Annotated in this window: 19 protein-coding genes; 15 read left to right on the forward strand and 4 right to left on the reverse strand. The window is 63.4% G+C overall.

Annotated elements, in window-relative coordinates:
- Window positions 1-466 precede the first annotated feature (466 nt).
- From ACFSJC_RS14675 to oadA, 6 genes are all read left to right on the forward strand, one after another.
- On the forward strand, window positions 467-2,716 hold the full coding sequence (locus ACFSJC_RS14675; protein WP_386027774.1) for a phosphoketolase family protein: 2,250 nt from the start codon (window positions 467-469) through the stop codon (window positions 2,714-2,716).
- A 201-nt stretch (window positions 2,717-2,917) separates the two neighbouring features.
- Window positions 2,918-4,258 (forward strand): four-carbon acid sugar kinase family protein, encoded by a 1,341-nt coding sequence (locus ACFSJC_RS14680; protein ID WP_386027775.1) that lies wholly within the window; start codon window positions 2,918-2,920, stop codon window positions 4,256-4,258.
- 117 nt (window positions 4,259-4,375) lie between these two features.
- On the forward strand, window positions 4,376-4,882 hold the full coding sequence (locus tag ACFSJC_RS14685; RefSeq protein ID WP_386027776.1) for a YehS family protein: 507 nt from the start codon (window positions 4,376-4,378) through the stop codon (window positions 4,880-4,882).
- Window positions 4,879-6,264, forward strand: a complete 1,386-nt coding sequence (gene dbpA, locus ACFSJC_RS14690) for an ATP-dependent RNA helicase DbpA (RefSeq protein ID WP_386027777.1) — start codon at window positions 4,879-4,881, stop codon at window positions 6,262-6,264. The genes ACFSJC_RS14685 and dbpA overlap by 4 nt, the downstream gene beginning before the upstream one ends.
- Before the next feature lie 247 nt (window positions 6,265-6,511).
- Window positions 6,512-7,930 carry an acetyl-CoA carboxylase biotin carboxylase subunit gene (locus ACFSJC_RS14695; protein ID WP_386027778.1) on the forward strand — a complete coding sequence of 473 codons (1,419 nt, stop codon included), beginning with the start codon at window positions 6,512-6,514 and terminating at the stop codon, window positions 7,928-7,930.
- A gap of 48 nt (window positions 7,931-7,978) precedes the next feature.
- A complete protein-coding gene (gene oadA / locus ACFSJC_RS14700; protein WP_386027779.1) occupies window positions 7,979-9,796 on the forward strand; it encodes a sodium-extruding oxaloacetate decarboxylase subunit alpha in 1,818 nt (605 codons plus the stop codon).
- Window positions 9,797-9,892: 96 nt separating this feature from the next.
- Here the strand turns inward: oadA and ACFSJC_RS14705 are convergent, their stop codons facing one another.
- Both ACFSJC_RS14705 and ACFSJC_RS14710 read right to left on the reverse strand, forming a co-directional pair.
- Window positions 9,893-11,233 (reverse strand): MFS transporter, encoded by a 1,341-nt coding sequence (locus tag ACFSJC_RS14705; protein ID WP_386027780.1) that lies wholly within the window; start codon window positions 11,231-11,233, stop codon window positions 9,893-9,895.
- Window positions 11,234-11,342: 109 nt separating this feature from the next.
- Window positions 11,343-11,777: a hypothetical protein gene (locus ACFSJC_RS14710; protein ID WP_386027782.1), complete on the reverse strand. Its 435-nt coding sequence runs from the start codon at window positions 11,775-11,777 to the stop codon at window positions 11,343-11,345.
- A 451-nt stretch (window positions 11,778-12,228) separates the two neighbouring features.
- Here ACFSJC_RS14710 and ACFSJC_RS14715 point away from each other — a divergent pair, with 451 nt between their 5' ends.
- From ACFSJC_RS14715 to hybE, 8 genes are all read left to right on the forward strand, one after another.
- Entirely contained in the window at window positions 12,229-13,326 is a 1,098-nt protein-coding gene (locus ACFSJC_RS14715) for a hydrogenase small subunit (protein WP_386027783.1), read from the forward strand.
- A complete protein-coding gene (locus tag ACFSJC_RS14720; protein WP_386027784.1) occupies window positions 13,323-15,113 on the forward strand; it encodes a nickel-dependent hydrogenase large subunit in 1,791 nt (596 codons plus the stop codon). Before ACFSJC_RS14715 ends, ACFSJC_RS14720 begins: the two co-directional genes overlap by 4 nt.
- A 5-nt stretch (window positions 15,114-15,118) precedes the next feature.
- A complete protein-coding gene (locus ACFSJC_RS14725; protein WP_386027786.1) occupies window positions 15,119-15,298 on the forward strand; it encodes a hypothetical protein in 180 nt (59 codons plus the stop codon).
- Between the two features lie 4 nt (window positions 15,299-15,302).
- Window positions 15,303-15,995 (forward strand): Ni/Fe-hydrogenase, b-type cytochrome subunit, encoded by a 693-nt coding sequence (gene cybH / locus ACFSJC_RS14730; protein WP_386027788.1) that lies wholly within the window; start codon window positions 15,303-15,305, stop codon window positions 15,993-15,995.
- Window positions 15,992-16,627 carry a HyaD/HybD family hydrogenase maturation endopeptidase gene (locus ACFSJC_RS14735; protein WP_386027790.1) on the forward strand — a complete coding sequence of 212 codons (636 nt, stop codon included), beginning with the start codon at window positions 15,992-15,994 and terminating at the stop codon, window positions 16,625-16,627. The genes cybH and ACFSJC_RS14735 overlap by 4 nt, the downstream gene beginning before the upstream one ends.
- A complete protein-coding gene (hypC, locus tag ACFSJC_RS14740) occupies window positions 16,627-16,938 on the forward strand; it encodes a HypC/HybG/HupF family hydrogenase formation chaperone (RefSeq protein WP_386027792.1) in 312 nt (103 codons plus the stop codon). Before ACFSJC_RS14735 ends, hypC begins: the two co-directional genes overlap by 1 nt.
- Before the next feature lie 87 nt (window positions 16,939-17,025).
- The gene (locus ACFSJC_RS14745; protein ID WP_386027794.1) at window positions 17,026-17,880 is read left to right on the forward strand and encodes a hydrogenase expression/formation protein; all 855 of its coding nucleotides are present in this window, start codon (window positions 17,026-17,028) and stop codon (window positions 17,878-17,880) included.
- A 12-nt stretch (window positions 17,881-17,892) separates the two neighbouring features.
- Complete coding sequence (hybE, locus tag ACFSJC_RS14750; RefSeq protein ID WP_386027795.1) at window positions 17,893-18,357, forward strand: [NiFe]-hydrogenase assembly chaperone HybE; 465 nt, start codon at window positions 17,893-17,895, stop codon at window positions 18,355-18,357.
- Window positions 18,358-18,393: 36 nt separating this feature from the next.
- On the opposite strand, the gene ACFSJC_RS14755 is transcribed toward hybE, so the two are convergent.
- A complete protein-coding gene (locus ACFSJC_RS14755; RefSeq protein ID WP_386027796.1) occupies window positions 18,394-19,059 on the reverse strand; it encodes a PilZ domain-containing protein in 666 nt (221 codons plus the stop codon).
- 326 nt (window positions 19,060-19,385) lie between these two features.
- On the opposite strand from ACFSJC_RS14755, the gene ACFSJC_RS14760 reads away from it, so the two are divergent.
- Window positions 19,386-19,982: a TMEM165/GDT1 family protein gene (locus ACFSJC_RS14760; RefSeq protein WP_386027797.1), complete on the forward strand. Its 597-nt coding sequence runs from the start codon at window positions 19,386-19,388 to the stop codon at window positions 19,980-19,982.
- 51 nt (window positions 19,983-20,033) lie between these two features.
- Here ACFSJC_RS14760 and ACFSJC_RS14765 read toward each other — a convergent pair whose 3' ends face one another.
- Window positions 20,034-20,735: a hypothetical protein gene (locus ACFSJC_RS14765; RefSeq protein ID WP_386027798.1), complete on the reverse strand. Its 702-nt coding sequence runs from the start codon at window positions 20,733-20,735 to the stop codon at window positions 20,034-20,036.
- Window positions 20,736-20,769 lie beyond the last annotated feature (34 nt).

Below are 20,769 nucleotides of genomic sequence, written 5' to 3' on the forward strand. Positions count from 1 at the left end.
TAGCACCTCGCGGGCACGGAACAAAGGATAGCTCCGTCGCGGCAGATAATCACACGGGACGTAACATCTAGCGAATGTTGTGCGATCTGTCCAGAATCACGAGTCACCGTTTCGGTTCCGGCTGTGTTCGCCGGGTCCCACGCCGATAACGATTTCAGCGGATTTGCCGACAGTGGCAGGCTACGACGCCGAGATCTGTACCGAGAACCCTCGTCTAGAACTGAGTCAGTCGTGCTTGGGCCTTGAAGCGCGTGTATCCGTTCCATTGGAGAGAACCGATGCCGCTTGGGCTGCACCAGAACCGTTTGGATGATGGCCGCCATTGGCCTCGGATCGGCCAGAGATGATGATTTTTCACGATGCGGAAATTGTATCCTATTGTGAAATATCGGTCTGCTCACTAGATTCTCCTCAACGCAAGCCGTCCAGTTCGAGACGGAGCGGTCACTATCTGAGGAGAGAGACGATGACGAATGCATCCCCGCGCCGGGCCGATCAGGCCGAAGCCGCCTTTCTCGACGGCATCCTGCATTTTGGGCCATTGCCGGCCGACTTCGAGCAGTCGGGCCGGACCGCCGCCATCACCGAGGGGCAGGATCGCATCCAGGAGATGGATACGGCCTCGGTGCGCCAGACCCAGTGGCTGGCCGACGCGCTGCGTTATCTGACCCTCCAGCTCTGCGCCTCCAAGCAGTCCGGCCACCCCGGTGGCTTCGCCAGCTCGGCCGATGCCTATGCCGCGCTGGCGATGCTGGGTCATACCAATATCGTCACCGAGGTGGGCCACCATGCGCCCGGCTTCTACAGCGCCATGTTCCTCGACGGTTCGCTGGAGTCGATGGGTATCCGAACGGTGAACGACCTGCAGTCGCGCTTTCGCGAGCGCGACGGTCTGCTCGGTCATCTATCCGGTGCCATTCCCGGTCTGCTGGCCCCGGCCGGACCGCTCGGTCAGGGCCAGCACTTCGCCATGGCCGGCGCCTATCTCAATCGCGACCGGCTGTTTCCCTGCACCATCGGCGACGGCGGATTGGGCGAGCCCTACATCCTCTCGGCGATGAAGCACTTCCACACCGCCTACCCGGAGGTGACCAACTTCCTGCCGGTGCTGATCTGGAACGGCTACAGCCAGGAGCATCATTCGATGGTGTCCCTGATGGACAACGCCCAGATGGAGGCCTACTGGCGGGCGCACGATTTCGAGAGGATCGTCCTGATCGACGCTAAGGACTTCGACGACGCGGGCCAGGAGGGCGCCTACGTCGACAGCACCCGGTTCGGCCCCGAGGCCCGTCTGGCCTTCAGCCGCGCCGTGCTGGAGGGGGTGCGCGAGGCGGCCGAGTCGGCCATGGGCGGAACCCTGACCTGCGTCGTTTTCAAGCAGCTCAAGGGCGCGGGCGTGCATGCGAGCGGCGCCAAGTCGCACAACCTCTATCCCGGCGACACACCGGAGAAGGACAGCATCGCCGCCGCCCTAGAGCGGGGCGCGCTGGCCCCGGAGGTCTGGTCGCTGGTGCGGACCAACCTGAGCCGCGCGGGTGGCGGTCCGGCCGCCGAGACGGTGGTGACCGAGCGCGAACGTCCCCTGACCGAGATCGGCGCGCTGCCTATGCAGTCATTCGCGCCGGGCGATCAGGCGGTTCCGGCGAGCATCCTGGCGGCCATGGTCGCCGAGCTGGGCCGGCGCGATCCCGAGTTCGTGGTGACCAATGCCGACGGCAACGAGGCATCTGCCATGAAGGCGATCAACGAGGCGCTCAAGATCCGTCATCCGACCCCCGATGCGCTCTACAACCAGTCTCCGAGCGGTCAGGTCTACGAGCCGCTGAACGAGGACGCCTGCGCCGGCTTCGCCGCCGGTCTCGCGCTCTTCGGCGGACGTTCGCTCTGGCTCTCCTACGAGAGCTTCGCCATCAACGGCTGGCCGATCGTGCAGACCGTGGGTCAGGCGATGGCGGAGTTGCGGCGCAAGACGCCGGCCATGGTCGCCATGTTCACCGCCGGCGCGCTGGAGCAGGGGCGCAACGGCTGGACCCATCAGCGTCCCGAGATCGAGAACTACATCGGTGGACAGATGCGCAACGGCAACGTCTATCTGCTCTATCCCTCGGACGCCAACATGATCCAGGCCGCCTATGCCTGGGCGGTTGGGCAGTCCAACAAGTGCATCGCCATCGTCGCCTCCAAGTCGGCGCTCCCGGTCCACACCACCCCGAAGCAGTCCGAGCAGGCGATGCGCGAGGGCGCCGTCCGGCTCTGCGAGTCGGCCCAGGGTCAGCGGGGGACACTCGTCTTCGCCGTGACCGGCGACATGGTGTTCCAGCCGGTCTTCGCCGCCAAGGATCGGCTGGAGGCGGAGGGCTATCGGGTGCGCATCGTCGCCGTCGCCAACCCGCGCCGGCTCTATCGGCCCGACGACGTCGCCTGGTCGCACAGCGCCGAGCCGGACGGCGACTTCATGGACGATGCGGCCTTCGAGTCGCTCTTCCACGGCGATGCCCTCATCGGCGTGAGCGGCGGCGGCACCGTGGCCCTGGAGCCGGTGATGCTGCGCAGCCGTGCGGCGGCACGCGACCTGGTCGGCTGGCAGCGCGGCGAGACCACCGCCAGCCCGGCCGAGATCATGGCCTTCAACGGCATCTCGCCAGAGGGCCTGGAGCACCGCGCCAAGGCACTGATGGAGCAGGTCCGGCCCACGCTCGGCAACGTGGCCTAGGTCGCCCGAGCATCAGAGAATCTTTGAACCGCAAAGGCGCGAAGGGCGCAAAGGATTTCAATGGGTGATTAGGCGTGTGGCGCTCATCCTGCGGATGAAATCAGCCCATAGCCCACATCTTTGTCTTTCTTCGCGTCCTTTGCGCCTTCGCGGTTCCAATTCCCGGATTCAGGCCATGCCCTGCGTTGGAGCTTCATGCCGATGAACCAGACATCCACCACCAAGATCATCGCCATCGACGACGATCCCACGGGCTCGCAGACGGTGCATTCCTGTCTGCTGCTGACTCGCTGGGATCCGGAGACATTGATCGAGGGTCTGAGCGACGATTCGCCGATCCTCTTCGTGCTGAGCAATACGCGCGGCATGGGCGCCGAGGATGCGGAACGCGTGACGCGCGAGATCTGCGTCAACCTGCGCGAGGCGCTGGCTCGGGTGGCCGCCGCTGGCCGGCTGATCCAGCCGCTGGTGGTCAGCCGCTCGGACTCGACCCTGCGCGGTCACTATCCGGTCGAGACCGACGTGATCGCCGAGGAGCTTGGCCCCTTCGATGCCCATTTCCTGGTCCCAGCCTTCTTCGAAGGGGGACGCATCACCCGTGACGGGGTGCATTACCTCATGGTCGATGGCGAGCCCGTGCCGGTCAACGAGACCGAGTTCGCCCGGGACTCGGTCTTCGGCTTCCAGCATGCCTTCCTGCCCGACTATGTGGAGGAGAAGACCGCCGGGCGCATCCGGGCCGGCGAGGTCGAGCGCTTCGGTCTCGCCGACGTGCGCGGCGATCCGGCCGAACGGCTCGCCGGTCTGGGCGGCAATGTCTGCTGTGTGGTCGATGCCGAGCGCCAGTCCGATCTCGACGGTTTCGCTGCCCAGCTGATCGCGGCCGCCAGCGCTGGCAAGCGTTTCCTCTTCCGCAGCGCCGCGAGTTTGCTGACCTCGCTCGCAAGACTGCCGCCACAGCCGATCCCGGCGGAGGGCATGTCCGCCTATGTGCGCAATGGTCGACCGGGCGTGGTGCTGGTCGGCTCGCACGTGGCCAAGTCGAGCCGTCAGCTGGAGCGGCTGATCGAAACGACCGACGTGGTGCCGGCCGAGATCGATCTGGAGCGTTTGATCCAGGACGAGGAGGGGCTGTTCGACTCGCTCCTCGACCGCATGGAGACGGCCCAGCACGAGAACTGCGGCCTGGTGCTCTATACCAGCCGGGGCGAGCGCCGCTTTAAGACCAAGGCCGAGCGTCTAGCCTTCGGCGAACGGGTCTCGGGCTTCCTGGTGCGTCTCGTCCGCAACCTGCCGCGCGAGACCGGCTTCCTGATCAGCAAGGGCGGGATCACCTCGAACGATACACTCAGCCAAGGTCTGGCACTGCGGACCGCGCGGGTGCTGGGCCAGATCCAGCCCGGATGCTCGGTGGTGCGCTGTCCGGCGGATCATCCGCGACTGCCGGATCTGCCGGTCGTGATCTTTCCGGGCAACGTGGGCGATGAAGGGGCGTTGGCCGATGTCTATCGCATTCTCAGCCGAAAAGATCAGGCTCTTTAGGCCGTTGCGGCGTCTGCTGCAGCTATATCCCCGGCAGGCTTCAAAAACTGTCAAACTGCGACTGTTTTCCCGGCAACGCCGGGCGATGACCTGCCTATTTAGCCATTGAGCCCCTGTATGACCAACAACGATATCCTGCGCCGCCTTCGATACACATTCGATTTCGATGATTCCAAGATGATTGCGGTGTTTGCCGCAGCGAACAGCCGGGTGACTCGCTCGCAAGTCAGCAATTGGTTGAAGAAGGGCGACGATCCGGAGTTCGAGGAATGTAGCGATCGCCAATTGGCGACCTTCCTCAACGGTTTCATCAATGATCGACGGGGCACGAAAGACAGCGAGCAACCCGAGCCGGAACACTTGCTGAACAACAACATCATCTTCAGGAAGCTCAAGATCGCTTTGGATCTGAAGGCGGACGACATTCTGCGTCTCCTGGCCGCAAGCGGTGTCCACATCAGCAAGCATGAGTTGAGCGCGTTCTTTCGCAAGCCGGATCACAAGCACTATCGCCAGTGTAAGGATCAGATTCTGCGCAACTTTCTCAGCGGCGTGCAGTTGGAGTACCGTGACGGTCGTCCTCAACAGGACGATTCCAGCGCGACTGCGGGACACGCGTCTTGACCAATACGTCATTCGCCTCGCTTAACCTCAGCCCGGATCTGCTGGAAAATCTGTCCTCGCTCGGCTATGACGCCATGACCCCCATCCAGGCACTGAGTTGTCCGGATATCCTGGCGGGGAAGGATGTCATCGCACAAGGAAAGACCGGTTCGGGGAAGACCGCTGCCTTTGGGCTCGGTCTACTGGAGCGGCTCGATGTCGGACGCTTTCGGGTCCAGTCTCTCGTCCTCTGTCCCACCCGCGAGCTCGCCGATCAGGTGGCCAAGGAGATCCGCGCACTCGGGCGCAGGCGGCACAACATCAAGGTGCTGACACTCTGCGGCGGGGTTGCCGTCGGCCCTCAGATCGGCTCACTGGAACACGGTGCCCATATCGTGGTGGGAACCCCGGGCCGCATCGCGGATCACCTGGAGCGAGGCACCCTGCGGTTGGACGAGGTGGCCATGCTGGTGCTCGACGAGGCGGATCGGATGCTTGAGATGGGCTTCGAAAAGGCGCTGGATGCGATCATCGATCGGATACCGAAGAAACGCCAAACACTGCTGTTTAGCGCCACCTATCCCAGTCGGATTCAGGCCATTGCTCGGCGCATCATGACTGAGCCGGTCATGGCCCAAGTGGCATCGACTCATGACAATCGCAGCATCGCCCAGCACTTCTATCGCGTGAGCGACGATCGAGAGCGGCAGCGCGCGCTATGCCTCTTGCTGTTGCAGCACCAACCGGTGTCGACCCTGGTGTTTTGCAATACCAAGGTCGACACGCGACATGTGGCTCAGGGGTTGCGGGACAGTGGTTTCAGCGTCCTTGCGCTGCACGGCGATCTGGAGCAACGGGATCGGGATGAGATCCTGGTGCGGTTCTCCAATAAGAGCGTCTCGGTGCTGGTGGCCACCGATGTGGCAGCCCGTGGTTTGGACATCGACTCACTCGATGCGGTGATCAACTATCGGATTGCGCTGGATGTGGAGGTGCATACCCATCGCGTTGGTCGTACCGGGCGTGCCGGCAGCACGGGGGTGGCCTTTTCTCTCTACGATGAAGGTGAGGCGCATCGCGTCGCCTTATTGGATACCTCTGTGGATCCCATCATGGATAGCGAGTCGTTGCCGTCACTCGACCTGCTGAAACAGCGCCCGATGGTGCCGCCGATGGCCACCGTTCAGATCGATGGTGGCAAGAAGCAAAAGGTTCGTCCGGGGGATATCCTGGGCGCATTGACGGGGCCGGGTGGTATTCGTGGCGATCAGGTAGGAAAAATCCAGATCGCCGATCAATGGGCCTATGTGGCGATCGACCGAGAGAGCGTCGGGGCGGCGCTGAAAAAGTTGTCCGTCGGCAAGCTGAAGGGCCGCGCGTTTCGTGTCAGGCTGATCGAATAATCTCACGGGACGTAACAGGTAGGCTTATCCAGGCGTTCTGGGGCTGCGCGCGCCGCGTTTTTGTCGTGCGAAGGATTCGGGTCGGGGCGATCAACCGGGCTGATCGACACATCATCGATTTCAATTCCCGCATTGCGTTTGTACAATCGTCGGGTTCAGCCGCATTGCTGCGTGGCAGCAAATGGGCTGAAAGTCTCTCGATTTCCGCTACATCGGCCGTTGAGTCGGCCGTCCCAGAGGCAAACCGATGCTTCGTAAGATTCTGATCGCCAACCGTGGCGAGATTGCGGTGCGCGTTATTCGCGCCTGCGCCGAGATGGGAATCCGCTCGGTGGCCATCTATTCCGAGGCCGACCGCCATTCTCTGCACGTGAAGAAGGCCGACGAGGCCTACAGCCTGGGGGCCGATCCGTTGGCCGGCTATCTCAGCGTGCACCATATCGTCAACCTGGCTGTGTCCACCGGTTGCGATGCGGTGCATCCGGGCTATGGCTTCCTGTCCGAAAATCCCGAGCTGGCGCTGGCCTGCGCTCGACGTGGCATCACCTTCATCGGTCCCAATGCCGAGGTGATCGCGCGCATGGGCGATAAGACCGCCGCGCGTCAGGCGATGCAGAAGGCCGGCGTACCGGTGACGCCCGGCAGTCCGGGCAATCTGGCAAGCCTCGACGAGGCGCTCGCGTGCGCCGAGCAGATCGGCTATCCGGTCATGCTCAAGGCGACTTCGGGCGGAGGCGGGCGCGGCATCCGGCGTTGCGACGATCCGGCGGCGCTGCGCAACAACTTCGAGCGCGTCATCTCTGAGGCGACCAAGGCGTTCGGCCGGGCCGAGGTCTTTCTCGAAAAGTGCGTGGTCAACCCGCGTCATATCGAGGTGCAGGTGCTGGCCGACCATCATGGCAACTGCGTTCATCTCTATGAGCGCGACTGCTCCATCCAGCGCCGTAACCAGAAACTGATCGAGATCGCGCCCTCGCCGCAGCTCGACGACGCCCAGCGCCAGTACGTCGGCGGTTTGGCGGTGTTGGCGGCGCGAGCGGTCGGTTACACCAACGCCGGTACCGTGGAGTTCCTGCTGGACTCGGATGGGCGCTTCTATTTCATGGAGATGAATACCCGCATCCAGGTCGAGCACACGATCACCGAGACCATCACGGGCGTGGATCTGGTCGAGGGGCAGATCCGCGTCGCCGCCGGTTTGCCGTTGCGTTACCGCCAGGACCAGATCAAGCGTCGAGGCTATGCGATCCAATTCCGGGTGAATGCCGAGGATCCGCAGAACAACTTCCTGCCGAGCTTCGGACGCATCTCGCGCTACTACGCGCCGGGCGGTCCGGGTGTGCGCACCGACGGTGCCATCTACACCGGATACAATATTCCGCCCTACTACGATTCCATGCTGGCGAAGGTCATCGTCTGGGCGTTGAACTGGGAGGACGTCGTGGCGCGTGGGCACCGCGCGTTACGCGACACCGGGCTATACGGGGTCAAAACGACGATCCCCTTCTATCAGGAGATTCTGCGCCATCCGGACTTCCTCGCCGGAAGCTTCGATACCGGATTCCTCGACGCCCATCCCGAGTTGCTGAACTACTCGGCCAAGCGCCGTCGCGAGGACATCGCTGCGGCCTTGGCGGCGGCCCTGTCCGCGCACGCCGGTCTATAAGGTTCCCATTTTCGAGATGCCGGGTCGTGCCCGGCTGAGAGCGACACCATGCCGAAGATCAATATCACCGACGTCGTCCTGCGCGACGCCCATCAATCGCTGTTCGCGACGCGCATGCGTACCGAGGACATGCTCCCGATCTGTCCCAAGCTCGATGCGATCGGTTACTGGTCGCTGGAGTGCTGGGGCGGCGCGACCTTCGACGCCTGCGTGCGTTTTCTGAAGGAAGATCCTTGGGAGCGTCTGCGCAAGCTGCGCGAGGCCCTGCCCAACACCCGGCTGCAGATGCTGCTGCGCGGCCAGAACCTGCTGGGCTATCGTCACTATTCGGACGACGTGGTGCGTGCCTTCGTCAAGCGGTCCGCCGAGAATGGCATGGACGTCTTCCGCATCTTCGACGCGCTCAACGATCTACGGAATCTCAAGACCGCGATCGAGGCGACCAAGGCCGCCGGTAAGCACGCCCAGGGCACCATCTGCTACACGGTGAGCCCGGTCCATACGGTCGAGGGTTTCGTCAAGATGGGCAAGGAACTGGCCGCCATGGGGTGCGATTCCATTGCCGTCAAGGACATGGCCGGTCTGCTGACGCCCTTCGTGACCGCCGATCTGGTCAAGGCGCTCAAGGACAGCGTCGATCTGCCGCTGCACCTGCACTCGCACGCCACAGCCGGCCTGGCCGATATGTGTCACATGAAGGCGATCGAGAACGGCTGCGACACCATCGATACGGCGATCTCCTCAATGGCCGGCGGCACCTCGCATCCGCCGACCGAGAGCATGGTTGCCGCGCTGCGCGGCACCGAGTACGACACCGGTCTGGACCTGGAGGCGATCCAGGAGGTCGGGATGTACTTCTATCAGGTGCGCAAGAAGTACCACCAGTTCGAGAGCGATTTCACCGGGGTGGATACTCGGGTGCAGGTCAATCAGGTTCCGGGCGGCATGATCTCCAACCTGGCCAACCAGCTGAAGGAGCAGAACGCCATCGACCGCATGAATGCGGTGCTGGAGGAGATTCCGCGCGTGCGTAAGGATCTCGGCTATCCGCCCCTGGTTACCCCGACCTCGCAGATCGTCGGTACCCAGGCGGTCATGAACGTCCTGACCGAGAAGCGCTATCAGAGCATCACCAACGAGGTGAAGCTCTATCTTCAGGGCCGCTACGGCGCGGCGCCGGCGCCGGTCGATGCGACACTGCAGCAGCAGGCGATCGGCAAGGAAGATATCGTGGAGTGTCGTCCGGCCGATCTGCTCAACCCAGAGCTGGACCGTCTGACCAAGGAGATTGGCTCCCTGGCCGGTTCGGAGGAGGACATCCTCACCTATGCAATGTTCCCCGAGATCGGGCGGACCTTCCTGGAGCATCGCGCCGCCGGCACCCTGGTGCCCGAGCCGTTGGAGCCGCCGCCGAGCAATGTCGCCAAGTCGGCTCCGACCGAGTTCAACATCAACGTGCATGGCGAGAGCTATCACATCAAGGTCACGGGCGCTGGGCACAAAGGCCAGGCCGAGCGGCATTTCTATTTCACCATCGACGACATCCCTGAAGAGGTCGTGGTCGAGACGCTCGACGAACTGGTCCTGACCGGCGGCACCGAGGGTGCGGTCAAGAAGGCGATCGCTGGCAAGCGGCCCAAGCCGACCCAGCCGGGACACGTCACCACCTCGATGCCGGGCAACATCGTGGATGTGCTGGTCAAGGAGGGTGACAGTGTTACCGCCGGTCAGTCCGTCCTCGTGACCGAGGCCATGAAGATGGAGACCGAGATTCAGGCCGCCATCGCCGGCACCATCACCGCTGTCTATGTCGCCAAGGGCGATGCCGTGAACCCGGATGAGGTGCTGCTGGAAATCACGCCCTGATACGTTTTGAACCGCGAAGGCGCGAAGAACGCAAAGGAATCAACGATCGATCTTCGCGACCTTTGCGCCTTTGCGGTTCAACAATCCGCTCGATTCCTACCACTCCTTCAGTCCCGCGTCGTGCCCCTGGGCGACGGCGCGTCCGCGCGTCTCGTCGACATGGCGCGCAATGAGCAGCGCCACGGCGAACAGCAGCACGCAGAAGAGCAGTGCCTGACGCAGTCCGAACGCGGCTTGCAACAAGCCGATGGCGAGCAGACCGAAGACCCCCGCCAGTTTCATCGACAGCCCCCAGAAACCGAACAGTTCGGCCGAGCGCGACAGCGGCGAGAAGAGCCCGACCAGGGTGCGCGTGGTCGACTGACAGGCGCCTAGGCTTGCGCCTGCCACGCATCCCACGACCAGGAAGACGTATTGCGCCTGCCAGTCCAGCCCGAGCCAACTGTGCGCCAGACTGGCGATCGATGGGGTTAGATAAATGAGCAGGATCGCCAGGATCCACATGATCAACGTCAGCAGATAGGTGCGCAGTGCGCCGATCCGGTCCTGGATGTAGCCGAATCCGAAGGCGCCCGCAGCGGCCGTGAGCTGCACCAGGACGAACATGAGCGTGCGCACCGATGCGTCCCAGCCGATCACCTGTGCGCCGTAGATGAAGGCGTAGGTGATGACGATGGAGATGCCGCTCATGGAGAAGAATACGGCGACCAGCAGCACGGCCAGGTCGCGGTGCTGGTGCAGATGGACCAGGGTCTGGCGTACTCGGGAGATCCCGACGCCGACGAGGTTGGCGCCTGGCGGCAGGGGGCGCGGGCGACCGCGCTCGCGGACCCAGAGGAAGGTCGGAATGGCGGCGACGAGGAAAAAAACGGCGGTCCATGGGCCGACCCAGCGGATACGCTCGAAGTTTTCGGCGCTGACCTCGCCCAGCACGAAGAGTACGAACAGCGCGGCGATCATGCCGCCGATATAGCCGAGCGCCCAGCCGAAACCGGAGATCTTACCCAGGTCCTCGGGTGGTCCCAGGTCGGGCAGGAAGCTGGCGATGAAGGATTCGCCGATGGCGAAGGCGAAATTGGAGAGGATCAGCAACAGCATGCCGATCCAGACGTATCCGGGTGCGGCCCAATAGAGCAGGGCGGTGGTGACGACCGTGAGCGCATAGCTGGCGAACAGGAAGCGTTTCTTGCTCGCGGTGTAATCCATGATGGCCCCGGCCACGGGCGATGCGATCACGACCATCAGGTAGCTGATGGCGAGAGCCAGACTCCAGAGCAGATTGCCCAGCCGATAGTCGGGCGCGTCGCCGACGATGACGCGGGTGAAGAGATCGCCGAACACGACCGTGATGATGAGCAGCGTATAGGCCGAGTTGGCGAAGTCGAACATCGCCCAGCCGAGGATTTCTCGTCTGGAGGCGCGGGATCTGGTGGTCATTCGCTGGCGATTCCGATTGTCAGCTCGCCAAGGCATTGTCCGCGAGGGGTGTCGGTGTCGTAGGTGGTCGCGAAGGCGTCGTAGGGCTGTCGTAGATCGATGGGGTCTGTCATGGGGGCGGGGGTTGATCCTTGGGATCGATGTCAAGAATGGTTTTCCAGTCCGCCGTCGAGATCCAGCGCACCTCGCCGATGCTGTCCAGGATGCGACGGCAGCGCTGTTCCGATTCTATCAGTGCCTTTTCGACGCGCAGCCGATGATCGATCTCGCGCTGCAGCTTTTTCTCCATCGAGATGGCCCGGACGCGCTCGGCGAGCGCGGCTTCCATCAGAGACATGGCTGCGCTGGTGGCGTCGCCGATCGCCTGGTCGAGGGGAGGGGGAGCGTCCTGATCGGGCAGTGTCGATTCGAGCGCGGATGGACGTGATGGGTTGATGGGAAGGGGCGAGGCCGAGAGTCTGGTTTTGGCCTCACGCAGCTTTTCCCGCAAGGTCGCGCACTCGGTGTGCGGGTCTTCCAGAGGTTCGTCTGGTTGGCCGTTCATCCTGTGGTGTTTGGCGCTTTCGGCCCGAGTGCACGTGGTTTCGATGGTAGGGCATTAGAACGAACCGGAGGCATGTGGGTGCCTCAGGATTGCGTCAAACGCGGTGGCCGTCGATAAATGCCGCTTAGCATCCGCAATCGAAGGTGTCGCAGCTATCCGTAAAATTACGCAACCTGCTTGTGGGGCGGTGCTTTCGGTGGCGTCCTTCTCCTACGCTTGGTTCTTTTCGGTCTGCAAACTTTATTTGCGCCCGCCCTCAAAATCGCAAACGAACTTTGCGGATTCTCGGCGGCTATCGTTTTGCGCGATGTGCCATACCCCATTGTCAGGCGTGCCCTCTTCGTGTCGTGGCCGCTAGTTGGCTCGAAGGTTGCTTAGTCGCCTATCGGAGTTCCGATCTGGCCGGTGCGCTTGCCGGTCAATCCGCTGGGGTTCACAACTGGGATCAACCATGGCAACGACTGAAACCTTCTACGAGGTGATGCGCCGACAGGGGATCACCCGTCGCAGCTTCCTCAAATACTGTAGCCTGACGGCGACGGCCCTGGGGCTGGAGCCGGTTTTCGCCTCCAAGATCGCCCACGCGATGGAGACCAAGCCGCGCACGCCGGTGCTCTGGCTGCACGGTTTGGAGTGCACCTGCTGCTCGGAGTCCTTCATTCGTTCCGCCCATCCGCTGGTCTCGGACGTGGTCTTGTCGATGATCTCGCTCGACTACGACGACACCCTCATGGTTTCGGCCGGACATCAGGCCGAGGCGATCCTGGAAGACGTCCGCACCAAGTACAAGGGCAACTACATCCTGGCGGTCGAGGGCAATCCACCGCTCAATCAGGACGGCATGAGCTGCATCATCGGCGGGCGGCCCTTCGTCGAGCAGTTGAAGGAGGTCGCCGCCGACTGCAAGGCGGTCATCTCCTGGGGTTCCTGCGCCTCCTGGGGCTGCGTGCAGGCGGCGCATCCCAATCCGACCCAGGCCACTCCGGTGCACAAGGTCATCACCGACAAGCCCATCATCAAGGTGCCCGGCTGTCCGCCGATCGCCGAGGTCATGACCGGCGTCATCACCTACATGCTCACCTTCGATCGCATCCCCGAGCTGGATCGCCAAGGGCGGCCCAAGATGTTCTACGGCCAGCGCATCCACGACAAATGCTATCGCCGCCCGCACTTCGACGCCGGTCAGTACGTCGAGGACTGGGACGATGAGGGGGCGCGCAAGGGCTACTGTCTCTACAAGATGGGCTGCAAGGGGCCGACCACCTACAACGCCTGCTCGACCGTGCGCTGGAACAACGGGGTCTCGTTCCCGATCCAGTCGGGACACGGCTGCATCGGCTGTTCCGAGGACGGTTTCTGGGACAAGGGCAGCTTCTACCATCACGTCACCAACACCCACGGATTCGGTATCGAGGCCAATGCGGACAAGGTCGGCATGGCAGCCGCCGGTACGGTCGGCGCGGCGATCACGGCGCATGCGGCGGCGAGCGCCATCCAACGCATCAAGCAACGCTCGGGCGAGCATCACGAGGAGAATGACAAGGCATGAGCGTGCAGACACCGAACGGCTTCGAGCTGGACACCTCGGGTAAGCGCGTCGTCGTCGACCCGGTGACCCGGATCGAGGGCCACATGCGCTGCGAGGTCAACCTCGACGAGAACAACGTCATCCGCAACGCGGTCTCCACCGGCACCATGTGGCGCGGTCTGGAGGTGATCCTACGCGGCCGCGATCCGCGCGACGCCTGGGCCTTCACCGAGAGGATATGCGGCGTCTGCACCGGCACCCACGCCCTGACTTCGGTGCGCGCGGTCGAGGACGCACTCGGAATCCAGATCCCCGAGAACGCCAACTCCATCCGCAACATCATGCAGCTGACGCTCCAGGCGCACGATCACCTGGTGCACTTCTATCATCTGCATGCGCTCGACTGGGTCGACGTGGTTTCGGCGCTCAAGGCCGACCCCAAGGCGACTTCGGCGCTGGCGCAGTCGATCTCGGACTGGCCGCTGTCCTCGCCCGGCTATTTCCGCGACGTGCAGAACCGGATCAAGCGTTTCGTCGAGTCCGGTCAACTGGGGCCTTTCACCAACGGCTACTGGGGCAATCCGGCCTACAAGTTGCCGCCCGAGGCCAACCTGATGGCGGTCACCCACTATCTGGAGGCGCTCGACTTCCAGAAGGAGATCGTCAAGATCCATACCATCTACGGCGGCAAGAACCCGCACCCCAACTGGCTGGTCGGAGGCGTGCCCTGCGCCATCAACGTCCATGACACGGGCGCGGTCGGCGCGGTCAACATGGAGCGGCTGAACCTGGTCTCCTCCATCATCGATCGCACCATCGAGTTCATGGACAAGGTCTATCTGCCAGACCTCATGGCCATCGCCTCCTTCTATAAGGATTGGACCTATGGTGGCGGACTCAGCAGCCAGGCGCTGATGTCCTACGGCGATATCCCGGATCGGGCCAACGATACCTCGGCCGCGAACCAGCTCCTGCCGCGCGGCGCCATCATCAACGGCAATCTCAACGAGATCCACGACGTCGATCTGCGCGATCCCGAGCAGATCCAGGAGTTCGTGGCCCACTCCTGGTTCACCTACGCCGACGAGTCCAGAGGGCTGCATCCCTGGGATGGCGTGACCGAACCGAACTTCGCGCTCGGCCCCAACACCAAGGGGACCAGGACTCGGATCGAGGAGATCGACGAGAACGCCAAGTACAGCTGGATCAAGGCCCCGCGCTGGCGCGGTCATGCCATGGAGGTCGGTCCGCTGGCGCGTTGGGTCATCGGTTACGCCCAGGGCAACCCGGAGTTCAAGGAGCCGGTCGAGAAGGTGTTGACCGACCTGCAGCTTCCGGTCTCGGCGCTTTTCTCGACCCTGGGACGCACTGCGGCCCGCGGTCTGGAAGGCTCTTGGGCCGCGCACAAGATGCGCTATTTCCAGGACAAGCTGATGGCCAATCTCAAGGCCGGCGACAGCAATACCGCCAACGTGGACAAGTGGGATCCCAAGACCTGGCCCAAGGAGGCCAAGGGTGTCGGCACCACCGAGGCGCCGCGCGGCGCGCTCGGTCACTGGGTCGTCATCAAGGACGGCAAGATCGACAACTATCAGGCCGTGGTTCCCACCACCTGGAACGGCTCGCCGCGCGATCCGGCCGGCAACATCGGTGCCTTCGAGGCGGCCCTGATGAACACTCCGGTGGCCAAGGCCGATGAGCCGCTGGAGATCCTGCGTACCCTGCACAGCTTCGATCCCTGTCTGGCCTGCTCGACCCATGTCATGAGTCCGGATGGCGAGGAGCTGACGCGGGTGAAGGTGCGGTAGCGGACATGACGATCAGCAGACTGGTCCTCGTGATCGCCGTGGCGACCGTTTCGGTCGCCGCGATGGCCGACGAGGCGTCCGTCCGCTCCAGCCGCGTCAAGGGCGTGGCTGGAGCGGCGCAACCGACAGCGACCGGGGCCGTGCCGGCAGGCATGGCCCGATCGATCCATCAGCGCGGAGATTAAGTCCATGTACAGCGGCGTCCCAACGGTCAAGCGCACGGCGGTCTACGTCTATCAGACCCCGGTGCGTATCTGGCACTGGGTGAATGCACTCGCGATCACCATCCTGACCATCAGCGGCTATCTGATCGCCAACCCGCTGCCGACTTTGTCGGGCGAGGCGAGCGATCATTACCTGATGGGCGACATCCGTTTCTTCCATTTTGCCGCCGCCTACATCTTCATGGTCGGCTTTCTGTTTCGCATCTACTGGGCCGTCGCCGGCAATTCCTATTCGCACCAGCTCTTCACCCTGCCGGTTTGGCGCAAGCGTTTCTGGAGCGAACTGGTCCACGAGCTGCGCTGGTACGCCTTCCTGGAGAAGGAGCCGCGCAAATACGTCGGCCACAATCCGCTGGCTCACCTTTTCATGGTGGTCATCATCACGGTCGGCGGCCTGGTCATGATCGTCACCGGCATGGCGCTCTATTCCGAGCAGACCGGTCTGGGGAGCTGGCAGGACAGGCTCTTCGGCTGGGTGATTCCCATGGTGGGGCAGAGCCAGGACGTGCGCATGTGGCACCACTGGGGCATGTGGGTGCTGGTGGTCTTCGTCATGCTCCATGTCTACACCGCCATCCGCGAGGACATCATGTCCCGTCAGAGTCTGATCAGTACCATGATCAGCGGCTGGCGCATGTTCAAGGACGATCGGCCGTGAGTACGCAGACGCCCAATGTGCTCATCCTGGGGATCGGAAATATCCTCTGGGCCGACGAGGGCTTTGGCGTGCGGGTGGTCGAGGAGATCGCCAATCGCTATCGCTTCGCCTCCAACGTGCGACTGCTGGATGGCGGTACCCAGGGGATCTATCTCGTCGACCAGGTTCGCTGGGCCGACGTTCTGGTGGTGTTCGACGCAGTCGACTACGGGCTGCCTCCGGGCAGTTTCAAGCGGGTCGAGGGCGATGCGGTGCCCAAATTCATGGGCGCCAAGAAGATGAGCCTGCACCAGACCGGTTTCCAGGAGGTGCTGGCTCTGGCCGACCTGATGTGCGACTTCCCGAGCCATCTGCTGCTGATCGGCGTGCAGCCGGTCGAGCTGGAGGATTTCGGCGGCAGTCTCAGGCCCCAAGTTCGCGACCAGATCGAGCCGGCGATCGTCGAGGCCCGGCGTTATCTGGAGCCGTTCGGCGTGGAATGGCTGCCGGTCGATCCAGAGGCCGGCGCGGCCACCCATGAGATGCCGCATCCGTCGCTACGTCTCGCCGACTACGAGGCCGGGCGTCCGGGATCCGATGTCGCCTGCCGCATCGGCGACTCGCGCGTTCTGGCGCTGCGGGGCGTCGGCTGATGTGCATCGGCGTGCCCATGCAGGTCATCGAATCCGGCCCTTCGTGGGCCTGGTGCGACGACGGTGGCGAGCGCCACAAGATCGATATGCAGCTGGTCGGTCAGCAGCCGATCGGGGCCTGGGTTCTGGTGTTCCTCGGCGCGGCCCGCGAGGTCATGGGCGAAACGCATGCCTTGCGGGTGCGCGATGCCCTGGTCGCCATGCAGGTCGCCATGCGGGGAGAGTCGGTGGATCATCTGTTCGCCGATCTCGTCGATCGCGAGCCGACCCTGCCCGAGCACCTACGCGATCGGGTCAAGCCTGCGGACTGAGGCTGACTCCCTGGCTTAGAGCGGCTCGGCATCGAGCCTCGGTCCACCTTCACTACCACCTCGCCTTTCCAACAGGAGCCATCGTCCATGCATTCCTTCGAGATTCCCGGCCTGACCCTGGGACCCGGCTCGCAACCGGTGGAGCCGGATGGCGCCGAGTTGGACTATCTCCCGCTCCCCAAGGCGATGGAGACCTATGTTTCGCCCTCTTTGCCGGAGGCCGAGCAGGCCCAGGCCTGTCCGCACGGCGTCCGTCTGCTGGAGAGCTTGCTCATTCAGATTCAGAGCTATCGTGTTCTGGAGCCCTCGCGAGTGGTCGATCTGATGGCGTTGCCCGAACTGGACCGTTTGCTGGTGACCCAGGCGCTGGGGGAGGGCGAGGTCAGCATTCTCTTTGGCTCGGATGAGGGAATGCGGGTGCAGGAGACCCGTCTCGCAGGAGTCTGGCGCGTCCAGTCGAGCGACGCCTCGGGGCAGGTGACGCGCGATGAGATCGAGGTCGCCGAGATCCCGTTCGCCGTGCGCGAGATCGCCTTCAGGGGGGCCGCTCAGGGACTCGATCCCGAGACCCCGCCGGACGATGTGCTCACCGCCCGCTCGGTCCTGTCCGAACTGAACGAGCAGGTTGGAGTCTGGCGGTTCGGCGATCTGCCGCATGTCGTCAATCTGACCCTGTTGCCGCACTCCGAGGCCGATCTCGCCTATCTGGATGCCCAGTTGGGCACGGGGGCGATCACCATCCTCTCGCGTGGCTATGGCAACTGCCGCATCACCGCCACCGCGTTGCGTCACTGCTGGTGGGTGCAGCATTTCAACTCGGACGACTCGCTGATCCTCAATACCCTTGAGGTGGTGGATATTCCGGCCGCCGCGCTGGCCGCTCAGGAAGACATCGAGGACAGCGCCGCACGTCTGGTCGAGATCATCGAGGCCGTTCGCTGAGCGGTGCCGGTCATGCCGATGTCGTTCGAGGATCTCGCCGTACGACTGGAGGTCGCTTTTCGGCGCATCCATGACACCCGGATGCGTGGGTTGCCTATTCTGAATCCGGCCTTGTCGGTGCAGGTGGTGGGTGCGCGTCTGTATGCCGGCGACTGGTTCGGCGTGCTCATCACCCCCTGGTGTATGAATCTGGTGTGGGTTCCTGGCGCGGATTCGTCCGTTCGTCCGGGCGGACGGGGTAGCAAGCAGGAGGTCGCCTTGCCCGGCGGTCGCTGCGAATTCATCGCTTCCGAGGAGGAGCACGTCGGAGCCTTCGCCGCCTGTTCGATCTTCTCCCCAATGGAGGGATTCCCCGATCAGGCGACCGCCGTCGCGACCGCCGAGGCGGTGCTGGATGGTCTCTTCTCTGAGCCGTCGCCAGCCCCGGCCGCCGGGATCAGTCGCCGCGAACTGCTGCGCGGGGTTTGGGGGCGCTGAATCTGCCGATGGGGAGGTTCTTCTCTGGATGGCGCCTTATGTGTCTAAGAGCGTCGCGATCTCTCGTAGATCCTCCTCCGGGTGCTCGAAGTCCAGCTCCAGCTTGACCAGGTCCTGCTGGTTGCTGAAGGGGAAGGTCAGGATCTCCTGCGAGACGACTCGGGCACGCAGATAAAGGTTCGGGTAGCGCTGGCTGCCGCTGAGATTGAGCCGCAGGCTCTGGTCGGTTCGGTAGGCGCCGAACGTGGTCAAGGAGAGACGACCTTCGGAGATCTGTCTCAGACGCTCCCGCATCTCCTGGTCGTCGGTGACTGTGAGGTCGAGCGTTTCGGCGATCGGGTCGATCGGTTCCGAGCGGGCTACCTTCTCTTGCGCCGCCAGCAGTTTGAGTAGCTTGACGAGCCGGCTCTGGTCTAGGGGTGACAGGCAAGAGAAACGCACGGCCACCGCGAACTGTCCATCGGCGAGTCGTTCGTATCGCATCACCTTCGCCTCGGCCGAGAAGGATTGGTCTCCCGTCCAGGGGAAGGTTAGGCGTATTTTTTCGTGGTCGCAGATCGCCGGATCCGCGCTCATGAAGAGTGCTCCGCCCCAAGAAATGTTGCGGTTCTCTACCTCGATCGGCACCGTGCGGTCCGGAAGGGTCACGCTGATCTTCGTCGTCGTGCCCAGTCGGTATTGGGAGCGTCGATTGGTCATCATGTCTGGATCGTCGATAGGGTCGGCAGAGGCTTGATTACACCCTATTTTCAATGTCCGCAAGTGCACTGAACGTGATTGAATTCACGAAAGCGTTTTCTCTGCGCCCGTTGACAGTGGTTTTCCAGTCGGATAATTTGCGCGCGTCTTGAGGGGAGTAGTCGCCTTTTCATGTGGAAAGGGGCGCGGGTCAACAGGCTCGGTGGAGATCACCGTGGCGCGCGGCGCAGGCTTGACGAGACCTCGGACTTGATGCGGTGTCCGGCTGGGGCTGGGCAGATCGCGTCTTGTCCGTTGCTCATTCTGCCCAGCCCCCGGCCAAACCATTCATGCCAACGTTCGACTCCATTTCCATTCCCGTCTGGCTCGCCCCGGCGTTCACCACCTTCGGTCTCATCTTTCTGGCCGAACTCGGCGACAAATCCCAGCTCGTCTGTATCACGCTGGCCGCGCGGCACCGTCAGATCCCGGTCCTGGTCGGCGCGGTTGCGGCCTTCGTCATTCTCAATACGCTCGCCGTGGTCTTTGGCGTCGGACTCGCCGAATGGCTGCCGCAGCGCGTTCTGGCCGGCATCGTCGCCGTCCTCTTCGCCGTCTTCGGTATCCTGGCCCTGCGTTCCGGTGCCGACTGCGAGGACGAGGATATCCCGGCGCGGCCCGGTCGCGGCATTCTGATCACCACCTTTCTCATGATTCTGCTCGCCGAGATGGGCGACAAGACCCAGATTGCCGTCGCCGGACTCGCCAGCAATCTGCAGCCCATCCCGGTCTGGATCGGCGCGACTCTGGCGCTCGCCACTACCTCGGCTCTCGGCGTCACCATCGGTTGCCGGCTGCTGCGCTCGGTGCCGTTGCGTCGGTTGCATCAGCTGAGCGGGGTGATCTTTCTGCTGCTCGCCGCCAGCGCGCTGGTCAAGGTCTTCTGACCCGTCGCTCTGGGGCGCCCTCTCCCCGCTGGAGCGGGTCGGGGAGAGGGGTCAAATCAGCGGCCCGACCGCCGTGCCCAGCAGGAGCACCAGGGACGCCGCGACCGTGATGAGGATGTTGTCGTCGATGGGGCCGAATTCGTAGCGCTCGATCACCGTCGCCACCACCGCCGAGAGCAGCCCCCAGAGCGGGATCGCCGGATCCGCCATGCCGCCGATGGCCCAGCCCAGGGGCGCGCACAGCAGCAGCATGAAGAGATTGCCGATCGGGCTCTTGGAGCGCTTGCGGATGACGGCGTTGCGCACGATCCCGGTCACGCCGTCGCCGAAGGCCATGTAGAGCGAGGGCAGGATGGCGAGCCAGGGGTTGTCCAGCAGCCACCAGAGCACCGAGATCGAGGTCGCCCACATGAGCGTGAATTTGACGTCGTTGCGGTTTTCCTCGGTCTGGAACCAGTAGAGCCGCAGCCCGGTCGCATGGGCCAGGTTGGTGAAGAGCGTCAGCAGCAATCCGGCGATCAGCGGATACCAGGGGTCGGTGAAGACGAGGGGCACCATGATGGAGCCCACGCCGCCAGCCAGCATGTGCACGATCTTGCGGTCGTAGTAGCAGGCACGGATCGGCTCCATTCCGCGTGCCACCATGGCCTCGTAAGGGAAGCGGGTCAGAAAGAGCACGGCCAGGACATAGGTGCCTAGGCCGATGGCCCAAAGAAATTGCGATGACCAGAGAAAGTCGTATGAGGTGAACATAAGACGGGGAATCGGCTTCGAAACGAAACGCTCA

The organism is Thiorhodococcus fuscus, assembly GCF_042682685.1.
GTDB lineage: Bacteria > Pseudomonadota > Gammaproteobacteria > Chromatiales > Chromatiaceae > Imhoffiella > Imhoffiella fuscus.